Genomic DNA, 20,553 nt, shown 5'->3' on the forward strand with positions numbered 1-20,553 from the left:
TGACGGCGCGCCCTGCGTTGCCTGCTGGCGTACCGATCTCAGGGCGATGTTTTCATGACGGCGGCCCTAAAATACCACAGCCTGGCCATCTTTCCGGCTTTCACTGGCCGCGATGTAGAACCCCTGGGGATCGCGCACTATCGCCTGCGCGCCGCCAAAGTTGTAGTTACTCAGCGGATCTTCCAGAACCACGTTATGGCCCATACGGCGCAGGGTACTGAGGGTATTGCGATCGAGGGTGGATTCAAAGACTACCTCGCGCCCCTGCACCACCCGCCAGCGCGGCGCATCAATCGCAGCCTGGGGATTCTGCCCATGCAGCATAATTCGCAGCGCCAGCTGAACATGCCCCTGGGCCTGCATCGGGCCGCCCATCACGCCAAATGCCATTAGCGGCTGGCCCTGCTGATCCTGCGCAAAGGCAGGAATAATGGTATGGAAGGGACGTTTACCGCCAGCTACCACGTTGGGATGGGCCGGATCGCATGAGAAACCTGCACCACGATTCTGCAGACTGATGCCGGTACCGGGAACGACCACGCCGGAGCCAAAGCCCATATAGTTGGACTGAATAAACGACACCATCATGCCCTTGCTGTCACCGGCGGCCACGTAGACGGTGCCGCTTTGCTGCGGTGAACCAAAGCGGAAATCGCCTGCTTTGTCAGGATCGATTAAAGCGGCCCGCTGGCGCAGATAGTCCTGGCTCAGCAACAGTGCTGCCGGAAATTCCAGGTGGTCTTCATCGGTGACATAGCGTTCGAGATCGACCAGCGCCAGTTTCATCGCCTCAATGGAGAGGTGCAGCCACTGGGGTGAATCAGGTATATAGCGATTGATCTCCCACGCTTCCAGAATGCCCAGCGCGATCAGGGTGGCGATGCCCTGACCGTTAGGCGGCAACTCCTGTACCGAGCCGCCAGCAAACGGATGCGACAGCAAAGTAACCCAGTCGGCACGATGGTTTTTTAAATCCTCTAGCGTCAGGGCAGCACCATGCTCGCGGGCAAAGGCCGCCATCTTCTCTGCCAGTGCGCCGCGGTAGAAGCTTTCGCCCTGCGTTTCGGCAATCTCCTGCAGAGTGGCAGCCTGAGCCGGATTGCGAAACAGCTCCCCAGCCCGGGGCGGGCGGCCGTGTGGCGCAAAGCAGTCACTGAAGCCCGGCTGATCCCGCAGTTTATCGTAGCCACGCTGCCACAGCTGGCTAATCAGTGGCGAAACCGGGAATCCATTGCGCGCATAATCGATCGCCGGTTGCGCCAGCGTGGTCAGCGGCAGAGTGCCGAAGCGCTGCGCCAGTGAAACCCATGCCGACACCGCGCCGGGTACGGTGACAGACTCCCAGCCGGTTTCCGGCATGGTGTCAAACGCGGCGAAGCGGCCGGGATGCCAGGCGGCCGGGGCACGGCCTGACGCATTAAGCCCATGCAGCTCACTGCCATCCCAGACGATAGCAAACGCATCGCTGCCGATGCCGTTTCCGGTCGGCTCCAGGACGGTGAGGGCGATAGCCGTGGCGATCGCCGCATCCACCGCATTGCCCCCCTGTTGCAGCATACGCAAGCCTGCCTGCGCCGCCAGCGGCTGTGATGTCGCCACCGCATTGCGTCCCATCATCGGGACGCGATGAGAAGGGTAGGCGACATTAAAATCTGTTTCACGCATCGCTATTCCTTGCCGGGATTGGTTGTGTGGCCTGCCGTCTGCACAACAGTCAGGGTGTGCACTTTTGTCGCGCATAACGCCAGGCGTGGACGGTATCAACGCACCGGAATGAGGCATCTGCCGTTTCTTAAAGGTTGCTGCTCAATAATCTGCTGAAAAAACAGCACTCAGAATAACGGATTTTCCCGCACTGCACCGTGAGCCGACGCGCGGCAACGCTGAAGCTCCTGCCAGGATTATTCTTATTTTAATTAGAATGATGAATATAAGTGTTCAGGAAGTAAGCCGCTGGCGTATATTTTGCACTCACTACCTGCAGAGGTGCAGCACCTCACAGAAATGAGAAGATGCCGGTAAAAAATTTGAGGGCATCCGCATAAATCGCAAACACACATTGATTTTTTTGCCCGCTATGAGGGTGAAAAAATCAGCTGCCTCAGCAGGTTAGAGGCGCTGGGATTTTTCCAGCAAACCTTAGTTAAAAAAATAATTATAAATTGCGCAGCAAATCGTCAGGTCTCTATCCATACTTAGTCTCCCGGCATTTGTTGCATTGACCTGACAACTTTTAGAAATGCACCGCAGGCTGTGTCCCGTAATGGTTTCTCTCATAACAAAAACAAACCCTTGCGGGATCCAGCCTGGAACAGGCCCGGTTTCAGAGTCCTGACTTCAGGCTCGTACCTCTCTACTTTCACGTGCTTCATAGTGAGTTTTAAGGAGTTCTCTATGGAATTAAAAGACCCGATGTTTGAATTGCTCAGCAGCCTTGAGCAGATTGTTTTGACACGTGATGATCGCGCCGCCGAGTTACTCATTCAGCGCCAGCAACCCGCCCAGCCAGAACCGCAGCGTCTGCGTGAAATGACCGGCATGCAGGTTGATGAATTTGCAAAAGTAATGGGCGTGAGCGTTTCTTCCGTGAAGAGCTGGGAAGCCCGCCGTACCCGTCCTTCGGCGACGGCGCAGAAACTGATGAAATTGTTACATGCCAATCCTTATCTGGGACGGCAGTTGCTTGACTGATCAGATATCAGGAATAAACCCGCCGCTGGCGGGTTTTTTTATGGGCGTCAGGCGCTGTATTTCGCCGCCTGTCGGGTAAACCAGCTCTCCGGCACGCTGTAGGGCGGCTCCCGCAGCTGGGCCAGCCCGCTTTCGATAATCGTCGAAGCCTGCTGCCATAGCTGCGCATCACCCTGTTTCAGTAAGGCGATCTGAATCTGTTTTTCTACCAGGTAAATCCGCGCAAAATCGGGATCGAAACGGACAATCGCGCGGGTGTTATCGATGATGTCCGCCAGTTTAATGGTCTGTGCCTCCGGACTGGCGCTGGCCGTGTGGCGGAAGTGTGCCACTTTGCGGGCGGCGCGGTTCTTTGCGTTGGCGGGGGCGCTGTCGGTCAGCATTTCCACCAGGCTGGCCACACGCTGACCAAAATGCGCTTCGATATCCTGTTGCGTCGTGGCGGTATCCTCCACCGTGTCGTGCAGCCAGGCCGCCGCTAAGAGCGCCTCGTCGTGACTGACGCTGCGCACCAGCTCTGCGACCGCAGCCGGATGAACGATGTATGGCTCATCAGTATATTTGCGGCGCTGACCGGCTCCGGCATGTGCCTCGGTGGCAAAGCGACGAGCCTGTTCTTCCAGTGAATCCTGCATGCTTTTACCCCCTGGCAAAAAGTTTGCTTGCAATTATCTAGCGCGCTATCTATATTCATGATTATGAACAGTGATCAAGATGACAAAAAAGTGAAACCGATGCCACTGTTGGTCGACCAGCAGCTCTGCTTTGCGCTTTATTCTGCCAACCTGGCGATGAGTAAAGTTTACCGCCAGCTGCTGAGCCAGCTCGATATTACCTATCCGCAATATCTGGTGATGCTGGTGCTGTGGCAGAAAGATGACATCACGGTCTCGGAGATTGGCGAGCAGCTCTTTTTAGACTCGGCCACATTAACGCCTTTGCTGAAGCGGCTGGAAAGCGCAGGGCTGATTAACCGGCAGCGCACCCGTCAGGATGAGCGGCAGGTTGCAGTAACCCTGACCGAGGCTGGCCGGGCGTTGCGCGCCAGGGCCGAGACGATTCCTGACGCCATAAAATGTGCCACGGCCTGTGAAGATGAGGCCCTGCTGGCCCTGAAACTACAACTGGACGGGTTGCGCGATAACCTGAATCAGTCCCGATAGAAATTGCTGTTGGGTGCGCCGCACCCACTGAACCTCACCGCCCGTTCACGACTAAATAAGTAGCGGGCGATTAAATAGTGCAACGGAGAAATGTCATGTCTTTAGAACAAGTGGTTTACCGCGCCAAAGCCAAAGCAACCGGTGGTCGTGATGGTCGTGCAACCTCTTCTGATGGTGTGCTGGATGTGAAACTGGGTGTGCCAAAAGAGATGGGCGGTGCCGGCGGCGAAGTGACTAACCCTGAGCAGCTGTTTGCGGCAGGTTACTCCGCCTGCTTCATCGGTGCGATGAAATTTGTCGCCGGCCGCGACAAAATCACCATGCCGAAAGAGGCGTGGATCGAAGGTGAAGTCGGTATCGGTCCTATTCCCAACGGTTTTGGCATCGAAGCGACCCTGAACATTCATCTGCCTGGCATGGATGAAGCCGAAGCGCAGAAGCTGGTGGATGCGGCACACATCGTCTGCCCTTACTCAAACGCGACCCGCAACAACATTGACGTCACGCTGAATATCATCTGCTAAGCGTGCTGCGGGCCTGATATACAGGCCCGCTTCTTTTCTGCTGCGCGCCGCGGCAATTTCGTCGCCCGCCCCCCTCGTTGTATAAAAAAGGCGCTAATCGGGTCATCGGTGATTATTTTCTGGCCTGATGAAGGCGGCCATGCTTTACTGAGCCACCTCGCGTTACAGCCTGTTAGCCCGTTCAGAATTTTCCTTCATCTTTGTCCGGTCCGCTTATTCGGCGAACTCTGTCGCGTTTCGGTAGTCACATAACAAGATTTGGTCAAGCGCTTCACTCCGGAGAAACACCTTTTTTCATGAATTATATTAAAACCCTGTCCCAGCAAAAGTTATCGCTGCTGCTGGCGCTTTACCTCGGTATCTTACTGAATTTACCGATTTTTTATCGCCGTTTTGATGGCTTTCTCAGGCACTCTACGATAACGAACTGGCTCACTGCCGTCACCGAGGTGGTGGCCATTGTGCTGCTGACGTTCTTCCTGATGCGCCTGCTGTCGCTGGGAGGAAAGTGGTTTTATCGCGTGCTGGCCACGCTGATTGTGCTGATTTCTGTTGCCGCTGCCTATTACATGGCGTTTTTTAACGTCGTGATTGGTTACGGTATCGTCGCGTCGGTAATGACCACCGACACCGATCTCTCTAAAGAGGTCGTGGGCTACCATTTCATTCTGTGGATGGTGCTGGTCAGCGCGTTGCCACTGCTGATGATCTGGCGCAACCGGTTGAGCATGACCCTGAATGAACAGTTGCGGACGCCGGGGCAGCGCCTGAAACCGATGCTGATTATGCTGCTCTGTGTCGCGCTGGTCTGGCTGCCGATCCGGTTTTTCGACAAGCTGCAGAAGCACAATGAAGAGATCACCAATATCGATCTGCCGAGCTACGGCGGAGTCGTGGCGCACTCTTATCTTCCCTCAAACTGGCTGGCGGCGGTCGGGCTGTTTGCGTGGACCCGCATGGATGAGTCCCTGAAAAGCGAAGAGCTGCTCGATCCGGCGAAAAAATTTACGTATGTTGCGCCTGCCGGACTGGACGATACCTATGTGGTGTTTGTGATTGGCGAAACTACGCGCTGGGATCACATGGGAATGCTGGGCTATGAGCGTGACACCACGCCTAAACTGTCAAAAGAGAAGAACCTGGTGGCCTTCCGGGGGGAGTCCTGTGATACCGCGACCAAACTGTCGCTGCGCTGCATGTTCGTGCGTGAAGGCGGCACCATGGATAATCCGGGGCGTACGCTGAAAGAGCAGAACGTGTTTGCGGTGATGAAAGAGCTGGGCTTCACCTCGGAACTGTTTGCGATGCAGAGCGAGGTCTGGTTCTACGATAACGTGAATGCCAACAACTTTGCCTTCCGCGAGCAGATTGGTTCAGAGAAGCGTAATCAGGGTAAAGCGGTCGATGACATGCTGCTGGTGCCGGAGATGAAAGCGTCACTGGATCGTTTTCCCAAAGGCAAGCATCTGGTGGTGCTTCACACCAAAGGATCGCACTATCTCTATTCGCAGCGTTACCCGCGCAGCTTCGCGAAATATCAGCCGGAATGCATGGGCGTGGATGAAACCTGCAGTAAAGCGCAGTTGATTAATGCTTATGATAATTCGGTGCTGTATGTCGACAGCATGCTGGATAGCGTACTGGATCAGCTGCGCGACAAAAAAGCGATCGTCTTCTATGCAGCCGATCACGGTGAGTCGATCAGCGAGAATATGCATCTGCACGGCACACCGCGTGAGATGGCGCCGCCTGAGCAGTTCCGGGTGCCGATGATGGTCTGGGCGTCCGATAAGTATCTGGAAGACAGCCAGAACCGCAGCAACTTTGAGCGTCTGCAGGCGCAGCAGCGTGTAGGGCGTACCCATCGCCATGTTGAGCTGTTCGATACTATCCTGGGTTGCCTGGGATATACCTCGCCAGATGGCGGCATTAACCCGGCTAATAACTGGTGTCAGGCCACGGCGACGAGTCAGGCTAAGTCGCTGTAGCAGAGCATGAAAAGGCAGTGGCAGACCGCTGGAACCCGTTAACCGCGTGCTTTCCAGGCGATTGGCGGCAAAAGCTCAAAAAGCGGTTGACGCTGTTCGGGGGGAGCAGTAACATGCGCCCCCATCGGCGAGTAGCGCAGCTTGGTAGCGCAACTGGTTTGGGACCAGTGGGTCGGAGGTTCGAATCCTCTCTCGCCGACCATATTTAAGAAACCTGTCTGAAAAGACAGGTTTTTTTTCGTCTGCAGAAAAGAGGATGAGAACCGACAGAGGAGGTTTGCGCCGAGCGAAGCGAGACAACGTTGCGTCAGCAACGGCCCGAAGGGCGCTGCGCAAAGCAGCGTAATCCTCTCTCGCCGACCCTGTTTAAGAAACCTGTCTGAAAAGACAGGTTTTTTTCGTCTGCAGAAAAGAGGATGAGAATCTGGTCGCCCCTTACCGCCACGCAAAATCTCAAGGCGCAGGGAACCGGGACAGAAGAGGAAAGCGTCCCACGCCAGGGAGGGCGTGGGCCGAACGTCCGGGGAAGGTTTAAGCGCCTTTCCGGTCTGACCCTGTTTCCGGCGCACTCCCGATCTGACCGCCCTGAACGCCCCTTCGCGTTGCGTCCGGCGGAGATTTCTGGCAGTGCAAAAGCCCGAACCGAATCATTCTGGCCGGCTTACCAGCGCCAGCAAGCCCCGCAGAGTGAACGGCTCCGGTTTCCTGTGCGATATCAGGTGTCAGATGTCAACCCCACGAAGCTTCTGGCTTTTCCGAAAAGTTCCAGTAAACCCCCTTCGTCATCTGTTTCGCGGGTTAACCGCTGTTAATAGCGCTTTCGTGCTGGCAGCCCTTGCCTTATCAGAGCTGCCAGCATAATTCGCGACACGTTCTTCTTATGACTGAAAGCATCAACATGCTGATTTCTTATGCTTCTTAACCAGCATATTCCGCTGGATGAACGTCATAACGCACGGTGAATCGTTCAGTTATTCAGCATTTGCCGGTAAAAGTTTTAAGTTTTTTAGCGGTGAGAATCACTAGCGACAGAGCAGCCGTCCAGCACAATGCACGGAAGTCAGGTCTTATGTGCTGTGTATTGTAGGGCTTTCAGCGCAAAACGGTTTTTATTACCGTTGCATGCTATTCCTCACACTCTGTGTAAATAAGTAACCGTTGTATTGACGTTCTTTGCAACTGTTGACAAATTGATGCGTCAATAACGTGCAGTTACGGAATTTTCTGAATGCCTAATCAGCATGAGAAAAACAAACGGCATCGTGCGTTTACACCACCCGTTCGGTGGTTTGCCTGAACCGCATAAAAAAATCAGAGGTCGGGCAATACACAACATCACATCACAATGGAGCAAAAGCATGATCAACTCCCTGGCTAAATCCGGGATGCTGAAGGTCGGTCTGAGCCTGATTGCTATGACTGTCGCCGCCGGTGTTCAGGCAAAAACCCTCGTATACTGTTCTGAAGGTTCGCCGGAAGGCTTTAACCCGCAGCTGTTCACCTCGGGCACGACCTACGATGCCAGCTCACGTCAGATCTACAACCGACTGGTTGAGTTCACCATTGGCACCACTGAACTGCACGCGGCGCTGGCAGAGAAATGGGATGTCAGCGAAGACGGTAAAACCTACACCTTCCACCTGCGCAAAGGCGTGAAGTGGCAGACCACCAAAGATTTCAAACCGACGCGCGAATTTAACGCGGATGATGTGGTGTTCACCTTCGAGCGCCAGCTGGACAAAAATAACGCCTACCACGGCGTTTCCGGCGGCAGCTACGAATATTTCGAAGGCATGGATATGCCGAAGCTGATCAGCAAAGTCGAAAAAGTGGACGACCACACCGTGCGTTTCGTGCTGACACGTCCTGAAGCGCCATTCCTGGCTGACCTCGGTATGGACTTTGCCTCGATTCTGTCGAAAGAGTATGCCGACAACATGCTGAAAGCGGGCACCCCGCAGAACGTCGACCTGAATCCGGTGGGTACCGGGCCGTTCCAGCTGCTGCAGTACCAGAAAGATTCCCGCATCCTGTACAAAGCGAACCCGGATTACTGGGGGACCAAGCCGAAAATCGATCGCCTGGTCTTCTCCATCACGCCAGATGCGTCCGTGCGTTACGCCAAGCTGCAGAAAGGCGAATGCCAGGTGATGCCGTACCCGAACCCGGCTGACATCGCCCGTATGAAGCAGGATAAGAACATCAACCTGTATGAGCAGGCTGGCCTGAACGTCGGTTATCTGTCGTACAACGTTGAGAAAAAACCGCTGGATAACCTGAAAGTGCGTCAGGCACTGACCATGGCGGTCAACAAAAAGGCGATCATCGACGCCGTTTATCAGGGTGCAGGCCAGCCGGCTAAGAACCTGATCCCACCAACCATGTGGGGCTATAACGACGCAGTGAAAGATTACGCTTACGATCCTGAGAAAGCCAAAGCGCTGCTGAAAGAAGCGGGCATGGCGGACGGTTTCTCCATCGACCTGTGGGCGATGCCGGTTCAGCGTCCTTACAACCCGAACGCACGCCGTATGGCGGAGATGATCCAGAGCGACTGGGCAAAGATTGGCGTGAAAGCCAAAATCGTCACCTACGAGTGGGGCGAATATCTGAAGCGTGCTAAAGCGGGCGAGCACCAGACCGTCATGATGGGCTGGACCGGCGACAACGGTGACCCGGATAACTTCCTGGCGACGCTGTTCAGCTGTTCTGCAGCCAAAGATGGCTCTAACTACTCGCGCTGGTGTGATAAGTCCTTCGAGGATCAGATCCAGCCAGCCCGCGCCACCGCCGATCAGGCGAAGCGCATCGAGTACTACAAGCAGGCTCAGGTTGTAATGCATGACCAGGCACCGGCGCTGATGATCGCGCACTCTACGGTCTATGAACCGGTCAGCAAGAAAGTCACCGGGTACAAAGTCGATCCGCTGGGCGGACACTACTTTGCCCAGGTAGACATTAACGAATAATTGTCGCATTTCCGGGGCGGCAGCACGTCGCCCCGGCTCTATCTCCCTGTTTTACTGGAAACGGTAGAGGCGCAGCCTGTCTGCGTCGCGGTCGGGTCTACCCGATCGTCAGATGTAAGCAATAACCCCCCTCGCGGCGACGGTCGCGCGGACAAGAGAGAAACCGGATTATGCTGCAGTTCATACTCCGACGTCTGGGCCTTGTCATCCCAACGTTTATCGGCATTACATTACTTACCTTCGCGTTTGTTCACATGATCCCCGGCGATCCGGTCCTGATCATGGCGGGTGAGCGCGGTATTTCACCTGAGCGTCATGCACAGTTAATGGCGCTGCTGGGTCTGGATCAGCCGCTATGGAAACAGTATCTGAACTACATCAACGGCGTGTTGCATGGCGACCTCGGCATTTCACTGAAGAGCCGCATCCCGGTCTGGGATGAGTTCGTGCCGCGCTTCAAAGCGACACTGGAACTCGGCATCTGCGCCATGATCTTCGCCGTCGCTATCGGCATCCCGGTGGGTGTCCTGGCGGCCGTAAAACGTGGCTCGATTTTCGATCATACGGCGGTAGGCATCTCACTGACCGGTTACTCCATGCCGATTTTCTGGTGGGGCATCATGCTGATCATGCTGGTGTCGGTGCAGTTTAACCTGACGCCGGTGTCCGGGCGGGTGGGCGACAGCGTTTTCCTGGACGATACGCTGCCGCTGACCGGCTTTATGCTGATCGATACCTTCTTCTATGGCGAGCCGGGTGATTTCCACGATGCGGTGATGCACATGATCCTGCCTGCCATCGTGCTCGGCACCATTCCGCTGGCGGTGATTGTGCGTATGACGCGCTCGGCCATGCTCGAAGTCCTGGGTGAAGATTACATCCGTACGGCGCGCGCCAAGGGCTTAACCCGGATGCGCGTGATCGTGGTGCATGCGCTGCGCAACGCCATGCTGCCGGTGGTAACGGTGATTGGTCTGCAGGTCGGCACACTGCTGGCCGGGGCGATTCTGACCGAAACCATCTTCTCCTGGCCGGGTCTGGGTCGCTGGCTGATTGAAGCGTTGCAGCGCCGCGACTATCCGGTGGTGCAGGGCGGTGTGCTGCTGACCGCCGTCTTGATTATTCTGGTCAACCTGCTGGTTGATCTGCTGTATGGCGTGGTGAATCCGCGCATACGTCACAAGAAATAAGGGGGCATCATGTCTGTTGTTGAACCCGGCAGCGTTAACGTTGCACCCAAGCCGATGACCCCGTTTCAGGAATTCTGGCACTATTTTAAGCGTAACAAAGGCGCGGTAATTGGCCTGGTCTACATCATCATTGTGCTGCTGTGCGCCATCTTCGCCGATGTGCTGGCCCCGCATTCACCGGCTGAGCAGTTCCGTGATGCGCTGCTGCATCCGCCGGTCTGGCAGGATGGCGGGAGCTGGAGCTACATTCTGGGCACCGATGACGTGGGCCGCGATGTGCTGTCGCGCCTGATGTTTGGTGCCCGCCTGTCGCTGCTGGTGGGCTGTCTGGTGGTGGTGCTGTCGCTGATTTTCGGCGTGATATTCGGTCTGCTGGCGGGGTATCTCGGCGGCGTGGTCGATGCCACCATCATGCGTCTGGTCGACATCATGCTGGCGCTGCCCAGCCTGCTGCTGGCCCTGGTGCTGGTTGCCATTTTTGGCCCCTCCATCGTTAACGCCTCCATCGCGCTGACCTTTGTGGCGCTGCCGCACTATATTCGTCTGACGCGCGCGGCGGTGCTGGTGGAAGTCAATCGCGATTACGTGACCGCCTCCGGCGTCGCGGGTGCCGGTATGCTGCGCCAGATGTTCGTGAATATTCTGCCTAACTGCCTGGCACCGCTGATCGTGCAGGCTTCATTAGGTTTCTCCAACGCCATTCTCGATATGGCGGCGTTGGGCTTTCTCGGTATGGGTGCGCAACCGCCAACGCCGGAGTGGGGCACCATGCTCTCCGACGTCCTGCAGTATGCGCAAAGTGCCTGGTGGGTGGTGACCTTCCCCGGACTGGTCATTCTGCTGACCGTGCTGGCATTTAACCTGATGGGCGATGGTTTGCGTGATGCACTCGACCCGAAACTCAAGCAGTAAAGAGGCACCGAGATGGCGTTATTAAATGTAGACAAACTGTCGGTGCATTTCGGCGACGAGAAAGCACCGTTCCGCGCGGTTGACCGCATCAGTTATCAGGTTGAGCAGGGCCAGGTCGTGGGCATTGTGGGCGAGTCCGGCTCCGGCAAATCGGTCAGCTCACTGGCGATCATGGGCCTGATCGATTTCCCTGGCAAAGTGATGGCGGAGAAGCTGGAGTTCAACCAGCGCGACCTGAAACGCATCTCCGAAAAAGAGCGTCGCCAGCTGGTGGGCGCAGAAGTGGCGATGATTTTCCAGGACCCGATGACCAGCCTCAACCCCTGCTACACCGTGGGCTACCAGATTATGGAAGCGATCAAGGTGCATCAGGGCGGCAACAAACGCACCCGTCGTCAGCGGGCAATCGACCTGCTCAATCAGGTTGGTATTCCGGATCCCGCCTCACGACTCGATGTCTATCCGCATCAGCTGTCGGGCGGGATGAGTCAGCGTGTAATGATTGCCATGGCGATCGCCTGTCGGCCTAAGCTGTTAATCGCCGATGAGCCGACCACGGCGCTCGACGTGACCATCCAGGCGCAGATCATTGAGCTGCTGCTGGAGCTGCAGCGTCAGGAGAACATGGCGCTGATCCTGATTACGCACGATCTGGCGCTGGTGGCCGAAGCCGCGCACCACATTATCGTGATGTATGCCGGTCAGGTGGTGGAGAGCGGCAAAGCTGGCGATATCTTCAAAGCGCCACGCCATCCCTATACGCAGGCGCTGCTGCGCGCGCTGCCGGAGTTTGCAGCAGACAAAGCGCGTCTGGCCTCGCTGCCGGGCGTGGTGCCGGGCAAGTATGACCGCCCGATTGGCTGTCTGCTGAATCCACGCTGCCCGTATGCAACTGACCGCTGTCGTCAGGAAGAACCTGAACTGCGCACCATTCCAGGACGCCAGTCCAAGTGTCACTATCCGCTGGACGATGCCGGGAGACCAACCTATGAGTCATGAAACCAATAAAGATCAGTTCCTGCTGCAGGCCATCGATCTCAAGAAGCACTATCCGGTGAAGAAGGGACTGTTTGGTCAGGAGCGCCTGGTCAAAGCGCTGGATGGCGTCTCTTTTAATCTGGAGCGGGGTAAAACCCTGGCGGTGGTCGGGGAGTCCGGCTGTGGGAAATCCACCCTCGGCCGCCTGCTGACCATGATTGAAACGCCGACCGAAGGCCAGCTCTACTGGCACGGTCAGGATCTGCTGAAGCACGATCCTCAGGCGCAGAAGCTGCGCCGTCAGAAAATTCAGATCGTGTTCCAGAACCCGTATGGCTCGCTCAATCCGCGTAAAAAAGTGAGCCAGATTCTGGAAGAGCCGCTGGTCATCAATACGCAACTGACCAAAGCAGAACGCCGCGAGAAGACGCTGGAGATGATGGCGAAAGTGGGCCTGAAGACCGAGCATTACGACCGCTATCCGCACATGTTCTCCGGCGGTCAGCGTCAGCGTATTGCAATCGCACGCGGGCTGATGCTCGATCCGGATGTCCTGATTGCCGATGAGCCGGTTTCTGCGCTTGATGTGTCGGTGCGTGCCCAGGTACTTAACCTGATGATGGATCTGCAACAGGATATGGGGCTCTCTTACGTCTTTATCTCGCACGATCTGTCGGTGGTGGAACACATTGCCGATGAGGTGATGGTGATGTATCTGGGCCGTTGCGTCGAGAAGGGGAGCAAAGAGGCCATTTTCTCGAATCCGCGTCATCCCTATACTCAGGCTCTGCTGTCCGCGACGCCGCGTCTGAATCCTGACGACCGCCGCGAACGTATTAAGCTGACCGGCGAGCTGCCCAGCCCGCTTAATCCGCCGCCGGGTTGTGCCTTTAATGCGCGCTGTCATCGTCGTTTTGGCACCTGTGTGCAGCTGCAGCCGAAGCTGAAAAACTACGGTGGACAGGAGATTGCCTGCTTCGCTGTGGACCAGGATGAAAATCAGCCGGTGGGTGTGGCAGAGAAGGTCAGCTGAAGATGTACGGCTTGCGCGCCAGCCGCGCTGAGCGCACAGGCCACCACCGGTTCTGACGTCCTGACGCGATTCCCCCGGTATGAGGCTCCTTTCTGGAGCCTTTTTTTATCTCAACTCAGCCTCAGACCTTATCCCGGGCGGGTCAGCGATGACGCAGCGGCGATACCTTTCATTTTTTCTTTAATACTGCTCACCTGATTTTTTATGGCAGAGGCTCTGTGCAAAAAAAGATAAGGACTTTCAATCCCTCAGCGCCGCATTTCGCTTTCATTTCTCCGCGCCGCAGGTTTGTTTGCATTATCGGGGGAATTTACCCCAGTCAGCCTGACTCTGCCGGCGGTCATCAACGTGGTTAATCCTTAAAAATTATTAAAATTGCACAGCCAGATTTAACTTAAGAAATAATTATTAATTATCAGCTTTAATGTGGTGAGGATGGCGTTATTCGGCTAAATAAGAATCTTTATGGTTAATCTGTTTTATTGATTTTGGCTTTTTTGTAATCAGATTTTTCTGACGATAATTAAATGGATATGCTATATTCCGGAAAATTTCCCTCCTGTTGCAGGCCATGACGAATGAAGAATGATTACGATGATTTGCAGCGTTTTAAAGAGAAAACGCAAACGCTCGACATCGACTTTAAAGATATGTCTGGTCAGGCGCAGGAAGCGGCAGAACACAGCAAATGGGCGCTAATCCGCCAGCTGGCAAAAGAGGAAAATCAGACGCCTTTTAGTGGTGGCCAGCGTATTGACCTGCCACAACCTCAGCCGCTGCGCGGTGATGAGTTTACGGCGCCGCCGCCCGAGGCACCGCCTCGCCATGCCACGCTCAGCGCGCAACCGGCCCTGGGGGCGGGTACGTCGATCCTGGATAGCCTTTCAGGCAGCACAATGCCCGCGCCCGCCAGAGCAGAGAATCACACGGCGTCGCTCTTTCCGCCGCCGCCGCCACAACCGCTGACCCAGCCGCAGGCGGCACCGCCTGTCGCGCCGGTACAGACTGCTACGGTCGCGGAGCCTCAGCCTGCAATCTCACCGGCTGCATCTACCTCTGAACCCGGACGCTTTGGTGCGCTGTTCCGCCCGCGCGAGACGCAATTGCCAAAAGAAACTTTACTCAAACCGTTACTGGAGAAGATTGCGCTATGCCGTTAGTTTGTGTGTGTTCGCCAAAGGGAGGCGTGGGAAAAACGACGCTGGCGGCGAATCTGGCCTGGAGTCTGGCACGATCCGGTAGCAAAGTGCTGGCCATCGATTTTGATGTGCAGAATGCACTGCGTCTTCACTTTGGTGTGCCGCTTAACGATGGTCGCGGCTTTGTGGCGCGCTCAGAAGAGCAGGCAGACTGGAGTCAGTCGATCCTCACCACGGGCGGCAATATCTTTGTCCTGCCTTATGGCGATGTCACGGAGCCTCAGCGTGAACGGTTCGAAGAGAACCTGATGAAAGACCCTCACTTCATCAGGCGCGGTCTGGACACGTTACTGAACTATCCGGGCCTGGTGATTGTGGCCGATTTTCCTCCCGGCCCGGGTCCCGCCCTTAAAGCGATGACGGCGCTGGCCGATATACATTTAGTGGTGATGTTAGCGGATACCGCCTCTGTGTCGTTATTACCGCAGATTGAAGAGAACCGAATGATTGGTAAACCGCTTAATAATAAGCATGGGCACCACTTTATTCTTAACCAGTGCGATAATCGCAGGAATATTAATCGCGATGTGACCGCCTTTATGCAACAGCGTCTGGGCGATAATTTACTGGGCGTGGTTCACCGTGATGAAAGTGTGGGTGAGGCCAATGCGTCCCAGCAGTCAGTTTATGATTTCAGCCCTGCGTCGGCAGCCGCATTTGATATTGAACTGATCGCTAAACGTGTCAGCAACATTCTGAACATTACCGTAGGTAATGGCGAAGTGCAGGCTTCCATCCGCACAAACCACTATTAACCAGCTTCGGCCAGGTGACTGACTTATACAGCTCTTCTCAGGGTGAATTATGAGTAAAATCGGGTTTTACCTGCTGCTGCTGGTGCTTGCACCCGTTGCTGCGGTGATCATCATTACGCCAATGGACAGTCAGAAACAGTATATTTTTGGCCTGATTAGTATCGGCATGATGTTTTTATTAGGGTTCAGCAAAAGCCGCAAAATAACGGTGGTGATGGTCATTCTTTCTGCCTTAATGTCCAGCCGTTATATCTGGTGGCGCACGACGGAGACGCTGCATTTTAATTCCGAGATTGAAGCACTTCTCGGGATCGGCTTATATCTGGCGGAACTTTATGTCTGGCTGATCTTAATTCTTGGCTTCCTGCAGACCACCTGGCCATTAAAACGCACCATCGAACCTTTACCCGATGACACCACGCTGTGGCCGACGGTCGATATTTATGTCCCCTCCTATAATGAAAGTCTGGATGTGGTGCGCGACACCGTGCTGGCGGCGCAGTGTATTGATTATCCGCGTGACAAACTGAAAGTGTATCTGCTGGATGATGGCAAGCGCAGCGAATTTGCCCGCTTCGCGGCGGATGTCGGCGTCGGCTATATCACCCGCGACGACAATAAACACGCCAAAGCCGGTAACCTCAACCATGCGATGACGATCACCAAAGGTGAGCTGATCTGCATCTTTGACTGCGACCACGTCGCGACCCGTACCTTCCTTCAGGCGACGGTCGGGCCATTCCTGAAAGATCCAAAGCTGGCGCTGCTGCAGACACCGCACTACTTCTATTCACCCGATCCCTTTGAGCGCAATCTGCGCGCGGCGCGCAGCATTCCGAATGAGGGTGCACTCTTTTATGGCCCGGTGCAGCAGGGGAATGACAACTGGAACGCGACCTTCTTCTGCGGCTCCTGTGCGGTTATCCGCCGTTCGGCGCTGGAAGAGATTGGTGGCTTTGCGGTCGAAACCGTTACCGAAGATGCTCACACCGCGCTGAAAATGCAGCGACTGGGCTGGGGCTCCGCCTTTTTATCGATCCCGCTGGCGGCCGGTCTGGCGACCGAGCGCCTCGGCCTGCATATCATCCAGCGTACCCGCTGGGCGCGCGGCATGACGCAGATTTTCCGTGTCGATAATCCGCTGTTTGGCCGTGGCCTGAAGTGGCAGCAGCGTCTCTGCTATCTCAACGCCATGCTGCACTTCCAGTTCGGCCTGCCACGCGTGGCCTTCCTGACGGCGCCGCTGGCTTACCTGCTGTTTAACCTGAACATTATTCACTCTTCGGCGTCGCTGATCTTTGCCTATGTGCTGCCGCACCTGGTCATGTCGCTCTACGTAAACTCCCGCATGAATGGCCGTTTCCGTTACACCTTCTGGGGTGAGATTTATGAGACGGTGATGTGCTTCCATCTGGTGATCCCGACCCTGCTGACCCTGCTGTCGCCGAAGCATGGCAAGTTCAACGTGACCGATAAAGGCGGCGTGCTGGACCAGGGCTTCTTTGACTTCCACATCGTGCGTCCGCACGTGATTGTGGCGCTGCTGCTGGGTATCGGGATCGTGGCGGGCATCGTTCGTGCCACGATGCATGACTATTTTGGCGTCGATCCTTACGTTATTGCGCTCAACGTTGGCTGGGCGATCTTCAGCCTGATTATTCTTATGGCGGCCATTGCCGTCGCCCGCGAAACCAGGCAGGTGCGCAAAACCATCCGTGTGGAGGTGCAGATCCCAGCGATTATCCACTACGCCAGCGGCATCTCATCACGCACCCAGACCAGTAACCTGTCGATGGGGGGGGCGCAGCTTGATGCGCCGGACGGCCGCCACGCGTCGGACGAGATTGAAGAGATCGATCTGCTGCTGAAATCCGGTGCGATCACCATTCCGGTCAGCAAGATTTCCGGCGATCGCGAGAGCATCCGCCTGCGCTTCGAGGCGATGCCGCTGGCGCGCCGTCGCGAGCTGGTGCGGGTCGTGCTGGCGCGCGCCGATGCCTGGATCCAGCCGGAGTATAAGCAGGATAACCCGCTGATTTCGCTGGGCACAATTATTCGTACCGTATTTGAGCTGTTCTGGCTGACCTGGAAGGGCCGCCACGATAAACGTAAAAAAGTCGACCCGGTTGCCGCGGCGGCGAAAGAGGATGGCGCGGCATGAAGATCCTGACGCAAACGTTGCTGGCCAGTTCGCTAAGCGCCGCGTTATGGCTGACGCCTGCGGTCGCGGAGACGCCGGTTGCCGGTGAGAGCAGCAGCGCCGCACCGGTAAACAGCCCGGCCCCGACGGTCGCGGACAGCGCGTCCGCAGCGCATGCTGACAGTGCGACCGCCAGCGTGCCGGTCAACAGTGCAGCACCGCTGCCATCCGGGGCCGCTGTCAGCGCGCCCGCAGAAAATCCGGCTGCAGCCAGCGGCGCGGCGTCTGCATCGCCCGCGGTAACGCCGGTTAACAGTGCGGCCACACCGGCTGCGGATGCCGCTGTCAGCGCGCCCGCAGAAAATCCGGCCCCAGCCAGCGGCGCGGCGTCTGCATCGCCTGCGGTGACGCCGGTTAACACGGAGGCCACACCGGCTGCGGATTCAGCGCAGGCCGCGCCGCCGGTCAGCAGTGGCGAGACGGCCGCATCATCACTCTCTTCAGCAGCCCAGGCTGCACAGGCTACGGAATCTGTCCCGGCTTCAGGGCCGCAGAATGTGGCGGCGGAGACCACGCCCGCACCGGCAAATCCAGCCTATGCCCCGGCAGGTGAGGCGACATCCGCGCCACAGACCAGCGGAGAGGCGGCGGTTTCGGCCGCTGTGCCAGAGAAGAACAGCGGATCGGTCACCCAGGACAGCAGTGCGCTGTCCGACGTGCCGCCGCCGCAGGGACTGAGCGGTGCCGATCCGGCGCTTGCGGCCGCCGCCAGCGCGGTGCCTTATGCGCCAGGCCAGACCACCGCACCCGTGGCCGTGCCGCAGCCGGTTATCGCGGCGGCGATCAATCAGCCCATCAGCAGCACCATCTCGGTGGCCCAGATGGGCCAGACGCGCGGCATCACCCTGACCGGCGGTCAGCTACAGTCGGGTATCACCTTTACCCTGCCCAGCGACGAAGTCATTACCAATGCGCGGCTGAATCTGACGCTGCGCGTGTCCGCCGCGCTGGCCGCCCGCAATACGTCGCTGCAGCTGATGCTGAATGGTCAGCCGCTGGGCACGCTGCCACTGGGCGCTACGGACAGCGACGTCAGCGACTATGAGCTGGATATTCCGGCGGCGATGGTGGTGTCGGCTAATAACCTCAATTTCAAAATCAACGATGCGGACAAGCTGCTGTGCGAAAAAGAGAGTGCCCGGCAGTATCAGGTCACGATTCTGCCAAAGACCGCGCTGCACCTTGAGGGGCAGCAGCTAAATATCGGCACCAGCCTGCGCAATTTCCCGCGTCCCTTCCTGGATCCGCAGCGGATGACGGCCTCCGTGGTGACGATGGGGTTCGCCCGTCAGGTTTCACCGGACGCGGTCAGCGCAGCGGCTCTGGTCGCCTCCTGGCTCGGCATTCAGAGTGACTATCGCGGCATCCGTTTCCCGGTGGTGCGCGGCGAACTGCCGGACAACAACGGCATCCTGTTTGGTCACCCTGGCGATCGTATCGGCACCCTGACGCTTCCGGCCAGTAACGGCCCGATGCTGCAGCTGGTCGATAACCCCAACAATCCGGTTTACAAGCTCTTGCTGGTTGTGGGCAACAACGACGATCAGCTACGTCAGGCGGCCAACCGGCTGACGACACAGCCGCTCAACACCGATGAGAGCCAGCTGCAGGTTTCCCCGCAAACCCTCGCAAACCGTAAGCCGTACGATGCGCCGCGCTGGATCAATACCGACCGCCCGGTGCGCCTGAGCGAGCTGCTGCGCAAAGATCAGAACCTGACCAGCAGCGGCATCTGGCATGATGCGCTGCGCGTGAACTTCCGCGCCGCGCCGGACCTGTTCCTGTGGGATGGCAACACGGTGCCGGTTAATCTGCACTACCGTTTCCCCTCTGAAAGCTGGATCGACGAGGATAATTCGTTCCTGAACGTCATGCTGAACGGCACCTTCCTGCGCAACCTGACGGTGAACAAGGTCGGCCTGCTGGAGAGCGCCTGGCATCGGCTGGGCGGGGATGCGCGTCAGGAGCAGTATCAGCTCAATCTCGAACCCTATCTGATCTATGGCGACAACCAGCTGGCGCTCTACTTCAATATTAAACCGCGGGCTGATGCGCCCTGCGGCGTGCTGCTGAATAACAACATCAAGAGCCGGATTGAAGAGGATTCATGGATCGATCTGAGCCATACGCGTCACTTCAGCATGCTGCCAAACCTCTCCTACTTTGTGGGGGCGTCGTTCCCGTTCTCGCGGCTGGCCGACTTTGGCCAGACCACGCTGCTGCTGCCGGAAACGCCCAGTGATGCGGAGCTGTCCACCCTGCTGGACCTGGCCGCGCGGGCGGGCAACGCTACCGGCGTCGCACTGACGCAGAATCAGGTGCTGTTTGGTCTGCCCGCTGGCGGTACCCATCTGGCGCGCCTGGCGCAGAGCGATCTGCTGGCGGTCAGCACCACCGGCAACAGTGCCTTTAATCAGGCGATGCTGGCGGCGTCACCTTACGACGCCACGGGCAACACTTTCGGCGTGAAAGAGCCTGACGCACTGGAAAAAGTGCGTGGCTGGCTGACCGGCGACTGGAGTCGTCAGCAGCTGGATGCTGACCGTTACTTCTCCTCCAATGAAGCGTGGCGCGGCTTCCTCAGCTACCGCTCACCGTGGAATCGCGACCGGCTGGTGGTGATGACGGTAGCGACCAGCGACGAACAGCTGCTGCGTCTGCATAACGATTTGAGTTCCGCGCAGATCAACGCCGCGGTGCGTGGCGATACGGCGATCATCACCGATGAAAACGGCATTCGCAGTTTCCGTGTCGGCGCGCAGTTCCCTAGCGGCGAGATGCCCTGGTACATGATGGTGGTGTGGTATGCCAACCAGCACTCTGTGCTGCTGGCACTGGCGGCGATGCTGGTTTCTGCCCTGGTGGGCAGTGCCGCCTGGGTGATGCTGAAGCGACATGCGTGGCGGCGTCTGAACCCCGGCCAGAACCGTGATTCCGGCAGGAAGTAAGGA

At 57.0% G+C, this 20,553-nt stretch carries 15 protein-coding genes, 1 tRNA gene and 1 other RNA gene; 15 read left to right on the forward strand and 2 right to left on the reverse strand.

From position 1 onward, the window contains the following. Window positions 1-66: 66 nt before the first annotated feature. Window positions 67-1,665 carry a gamma-glutamyltransferase family protein gene (locus ACLHDD_RS15900; protein ID WP_427104841.1) on the reverse strand — a complete coding sequence of 533 codons (1,599 nt, stop codon included), beginning with the start codon at window positions 1,663-1,665 and terminating at the stop codon, window positions 67-69. A gap of 729 nt (window positions 1,666-2,394) precedes the next feature. Here ACLHDD_RS15900 and ACLHDD_RS15905 point away from each other — a divergent pair. Then, the gene (locus tag ACLHDD_RS15905; protein WP_427104842.1) at window positions 2,395-2,691 is read left to right on the forward strand and encodes an HTH-type transcriptional regulator; all 297 of its coding nucleotides are present in this window, start codon (window positions 2,395-2,397) and stop codon (window positions 2,689-2,691) included. Between the two features lie 47 nt (window positions 2,692-2,738). On the opposite strand, the gene ACLHDD_RS15910 is transcribed toward ACLHDD_RS15905, so the two are convergent. Continuing rightward, on the reverse strand, window positions 2,739-3,326 hold the full coding sequence (locus tag ACLHDD_RS15910; protein WP_288477216.1) for an HD domain-containing protein: 588 nt from the start codon (window positions 3,324-3,326) through the stop codon (window positions 2,739-2,741). 63 nt (window positions 3,327-3,389) lie between these two features. Here ACLHDD_RS15910 and ACLHDD_RS15915 point away from each other — a divergent pair, with 63 nt between their 5' ends. The 14 genes from ACLHDD_RS15915 to bcsB all read left to right on the forward strand — a co-directional run bounded on the left by ACLHDD_RS15915 (window position 3,390) and on the right by bcsB (window position 20,550). Next, complete coding sequence (locus ACLHDD_RS15915; protein WP_427104843.1) at window positions 3,390-3,854, forward strand: MarR family winged helix-turn-helix transcriptional regulator; 465 nt, start codon at window positions 3,390-3,392, stop codon at window positions 3,852-3,854. 95 nt (window positions 3,855-3,949) lie between these two features. Beyond that, window positions 3,950-4,378, forward strand: a complete 429-nt coding sequence (locus tag ACLHDD_RS15920; protein WP_427104844.1) for an organic hydroperoxide resistance protein — start codon at window positions 3,950-3,952, stop codon at window positions 4,376-4,378. Between the two features lie 296 nt (window positions 4,379-4,674). Beyond that, on the forward strand, window positions 4,675-6,366 hold the full coding sequence (gene eptB, locus ACLHDD_RS15925) for a kdo(2)-lipid A phosphoethanolamine 7''-transferase (RefSeq protein WP_427104845.1): 1,692 nt from the start codon (window positions 4,675-4,677) through the stop codon (window positions 6,364-6,366). 125 nt (window positions 6,367-6,491) lie between these two features. After that, window positions 6,492-6,568 (forward strand) — tRNA-Pro (locus ACLHDD_RS15930). Window positions 6,569-6,601: 33 nt separating this feature from the next. Next, window positions 6,602-6,729: non-coding RNA, RtT sRNA (locus ACLHDD_RS15935), on the forward strand. Between the two features lie 995 nt (window positions 6,730-7,724). Then, window positions 7,725-9,335, forward strand: coding sequence for a dipeptide ABC transporter periplasmic-binding protein DppA (gene dppA / locus ACLHDD_RS15940; RefSeq protein WP_128085906.1), 1,611 nt, complete (start codon window positions 7,725-7,727; stop codon window positions 9,333-9,335). Window positions 9,336-9,505: 170 nt separating this feature from the next. Next, complete coding sequence (gene dppB / locus ACLHDD_RS15945; RefSeq protein ID WP_427104846.1) at window positions 9,506-10,525, forward strand: dipeptide ABC transporter permease DppB; 1,020 nt, start codon at window positions 9,506-9,508, stop codon at window positions 10,523-10,525. A 9-nt stretch (window positions 10,526-10,534) separates the two neighbouring features. Beyond that, window positions 10,535-11,437, forward strand: coding sequence for a dipeptide ABC transporter permease DppC (gene dppC, locus ACLHDD_RS15950; protein ID WP_128085905.1), 903 nt, complete (start codon window positions 10,535-10,537; stop codon window positions 11,435-11,437). A gap of 12 nt (window positions 11,438-11,449) precedes the next feature. Beyond that, window positions 11,450-12,436 (forward strand): dipeptide ABC transporter ATP-binding protein, encoded by a 987-nt coding sequence (gene dppD, locus ACLHDD_RS15955; RefSeq protein ID WP_111142070.1) that lies wholly within the window; start codon window positions 11,450-11,452, stop codon window positions 12,434-12,436. Next, window positions 12,426-13,448, forward strand: a complete 1,023-nt coding sequence (gene dppF, locus ACLHDD_RS15960) for a dipeptide ABC transporter ATP-binding subunit DppF (RefSeq protein WP_111142069.1) — start codon at window positions 12,426-12,428, stop codon at window positions 13,446-13,448. Before dppD ends, dppF begins: the two co-directional genes overlap by 11 nt. A 578-nt stretch (window positions 13,449-14,026) precedes the next feature. Next, window positions 14,027-14,608: a cellulose biosynthesis protein BcsO gene (gene bcsO, locus ACLHDD_RS15965; RefSeq protein WP_427104847.1), complete on the forward strand. Its 582-nt coding sequence runs from the start codon at window positions 14,027-14,029 to the stop codon at window positions 14,606-14,608. Continuing rightward, window positions 14,599-15,402: a cellulose biosynthesis protein BcsQ gene (gene bcsQ / locus ACLHDD_RS15970; RefSeq protein WP_427104848.1), complete on the forward strand. Its 804-nt coding sequence runs from the start codon at window positions 14,599-14,601 to the stop codon at window positions 15,400-15,402. Before bcsO ends, bcsQ begins: the two co-directional genes overlap by 10 nt. Window positions 15,403-15,451: 49 nt before the next feature. Beyond that, window positions 15,452-17,563 carry a UDP-forming cellulose synthase catalytic subunit gene (gene bcsA, locus ACLHDD_RS15975; protein WP_427104849.1) on the forward strand — a complete coding sequence of 704 codons (2,112 nt, stop codon included), beginning with the start codon at window positions 15,452-15,454 and terminating at the stop codon, window positions 17,561-17,563. Then, the gene (gene bcsB / locus ACLHDD_RS15980) at window positions 17,560-20,550 is read left to right on the forward strand and encodes a cellulose biosynthesis cyclic di-GMP-binding regulatory protein BcsB (protein WP_427104850.1); all 2,991 of its coding nucleotides are present in this window, start codon (window positions 17,560-17,562) and stop codon (window positions 20,548-20,550) included. Before bcsA ends, bcsB begins: the two co-directional genes overlap by 4 nt. The last annotated feature ends 3 nt before the right edge of the window (window positions 20,551-20,553 follow it).

The organism is Pantoea sp. NSTU24 (assembly GCF_050157905.1).
Taxonomy (GTDB): domain Bacteria; phylum Pseudomonadota; class Gammaproteobacteria; order Enterobacterales; family Enterobacteriaceae; genus Pantoea.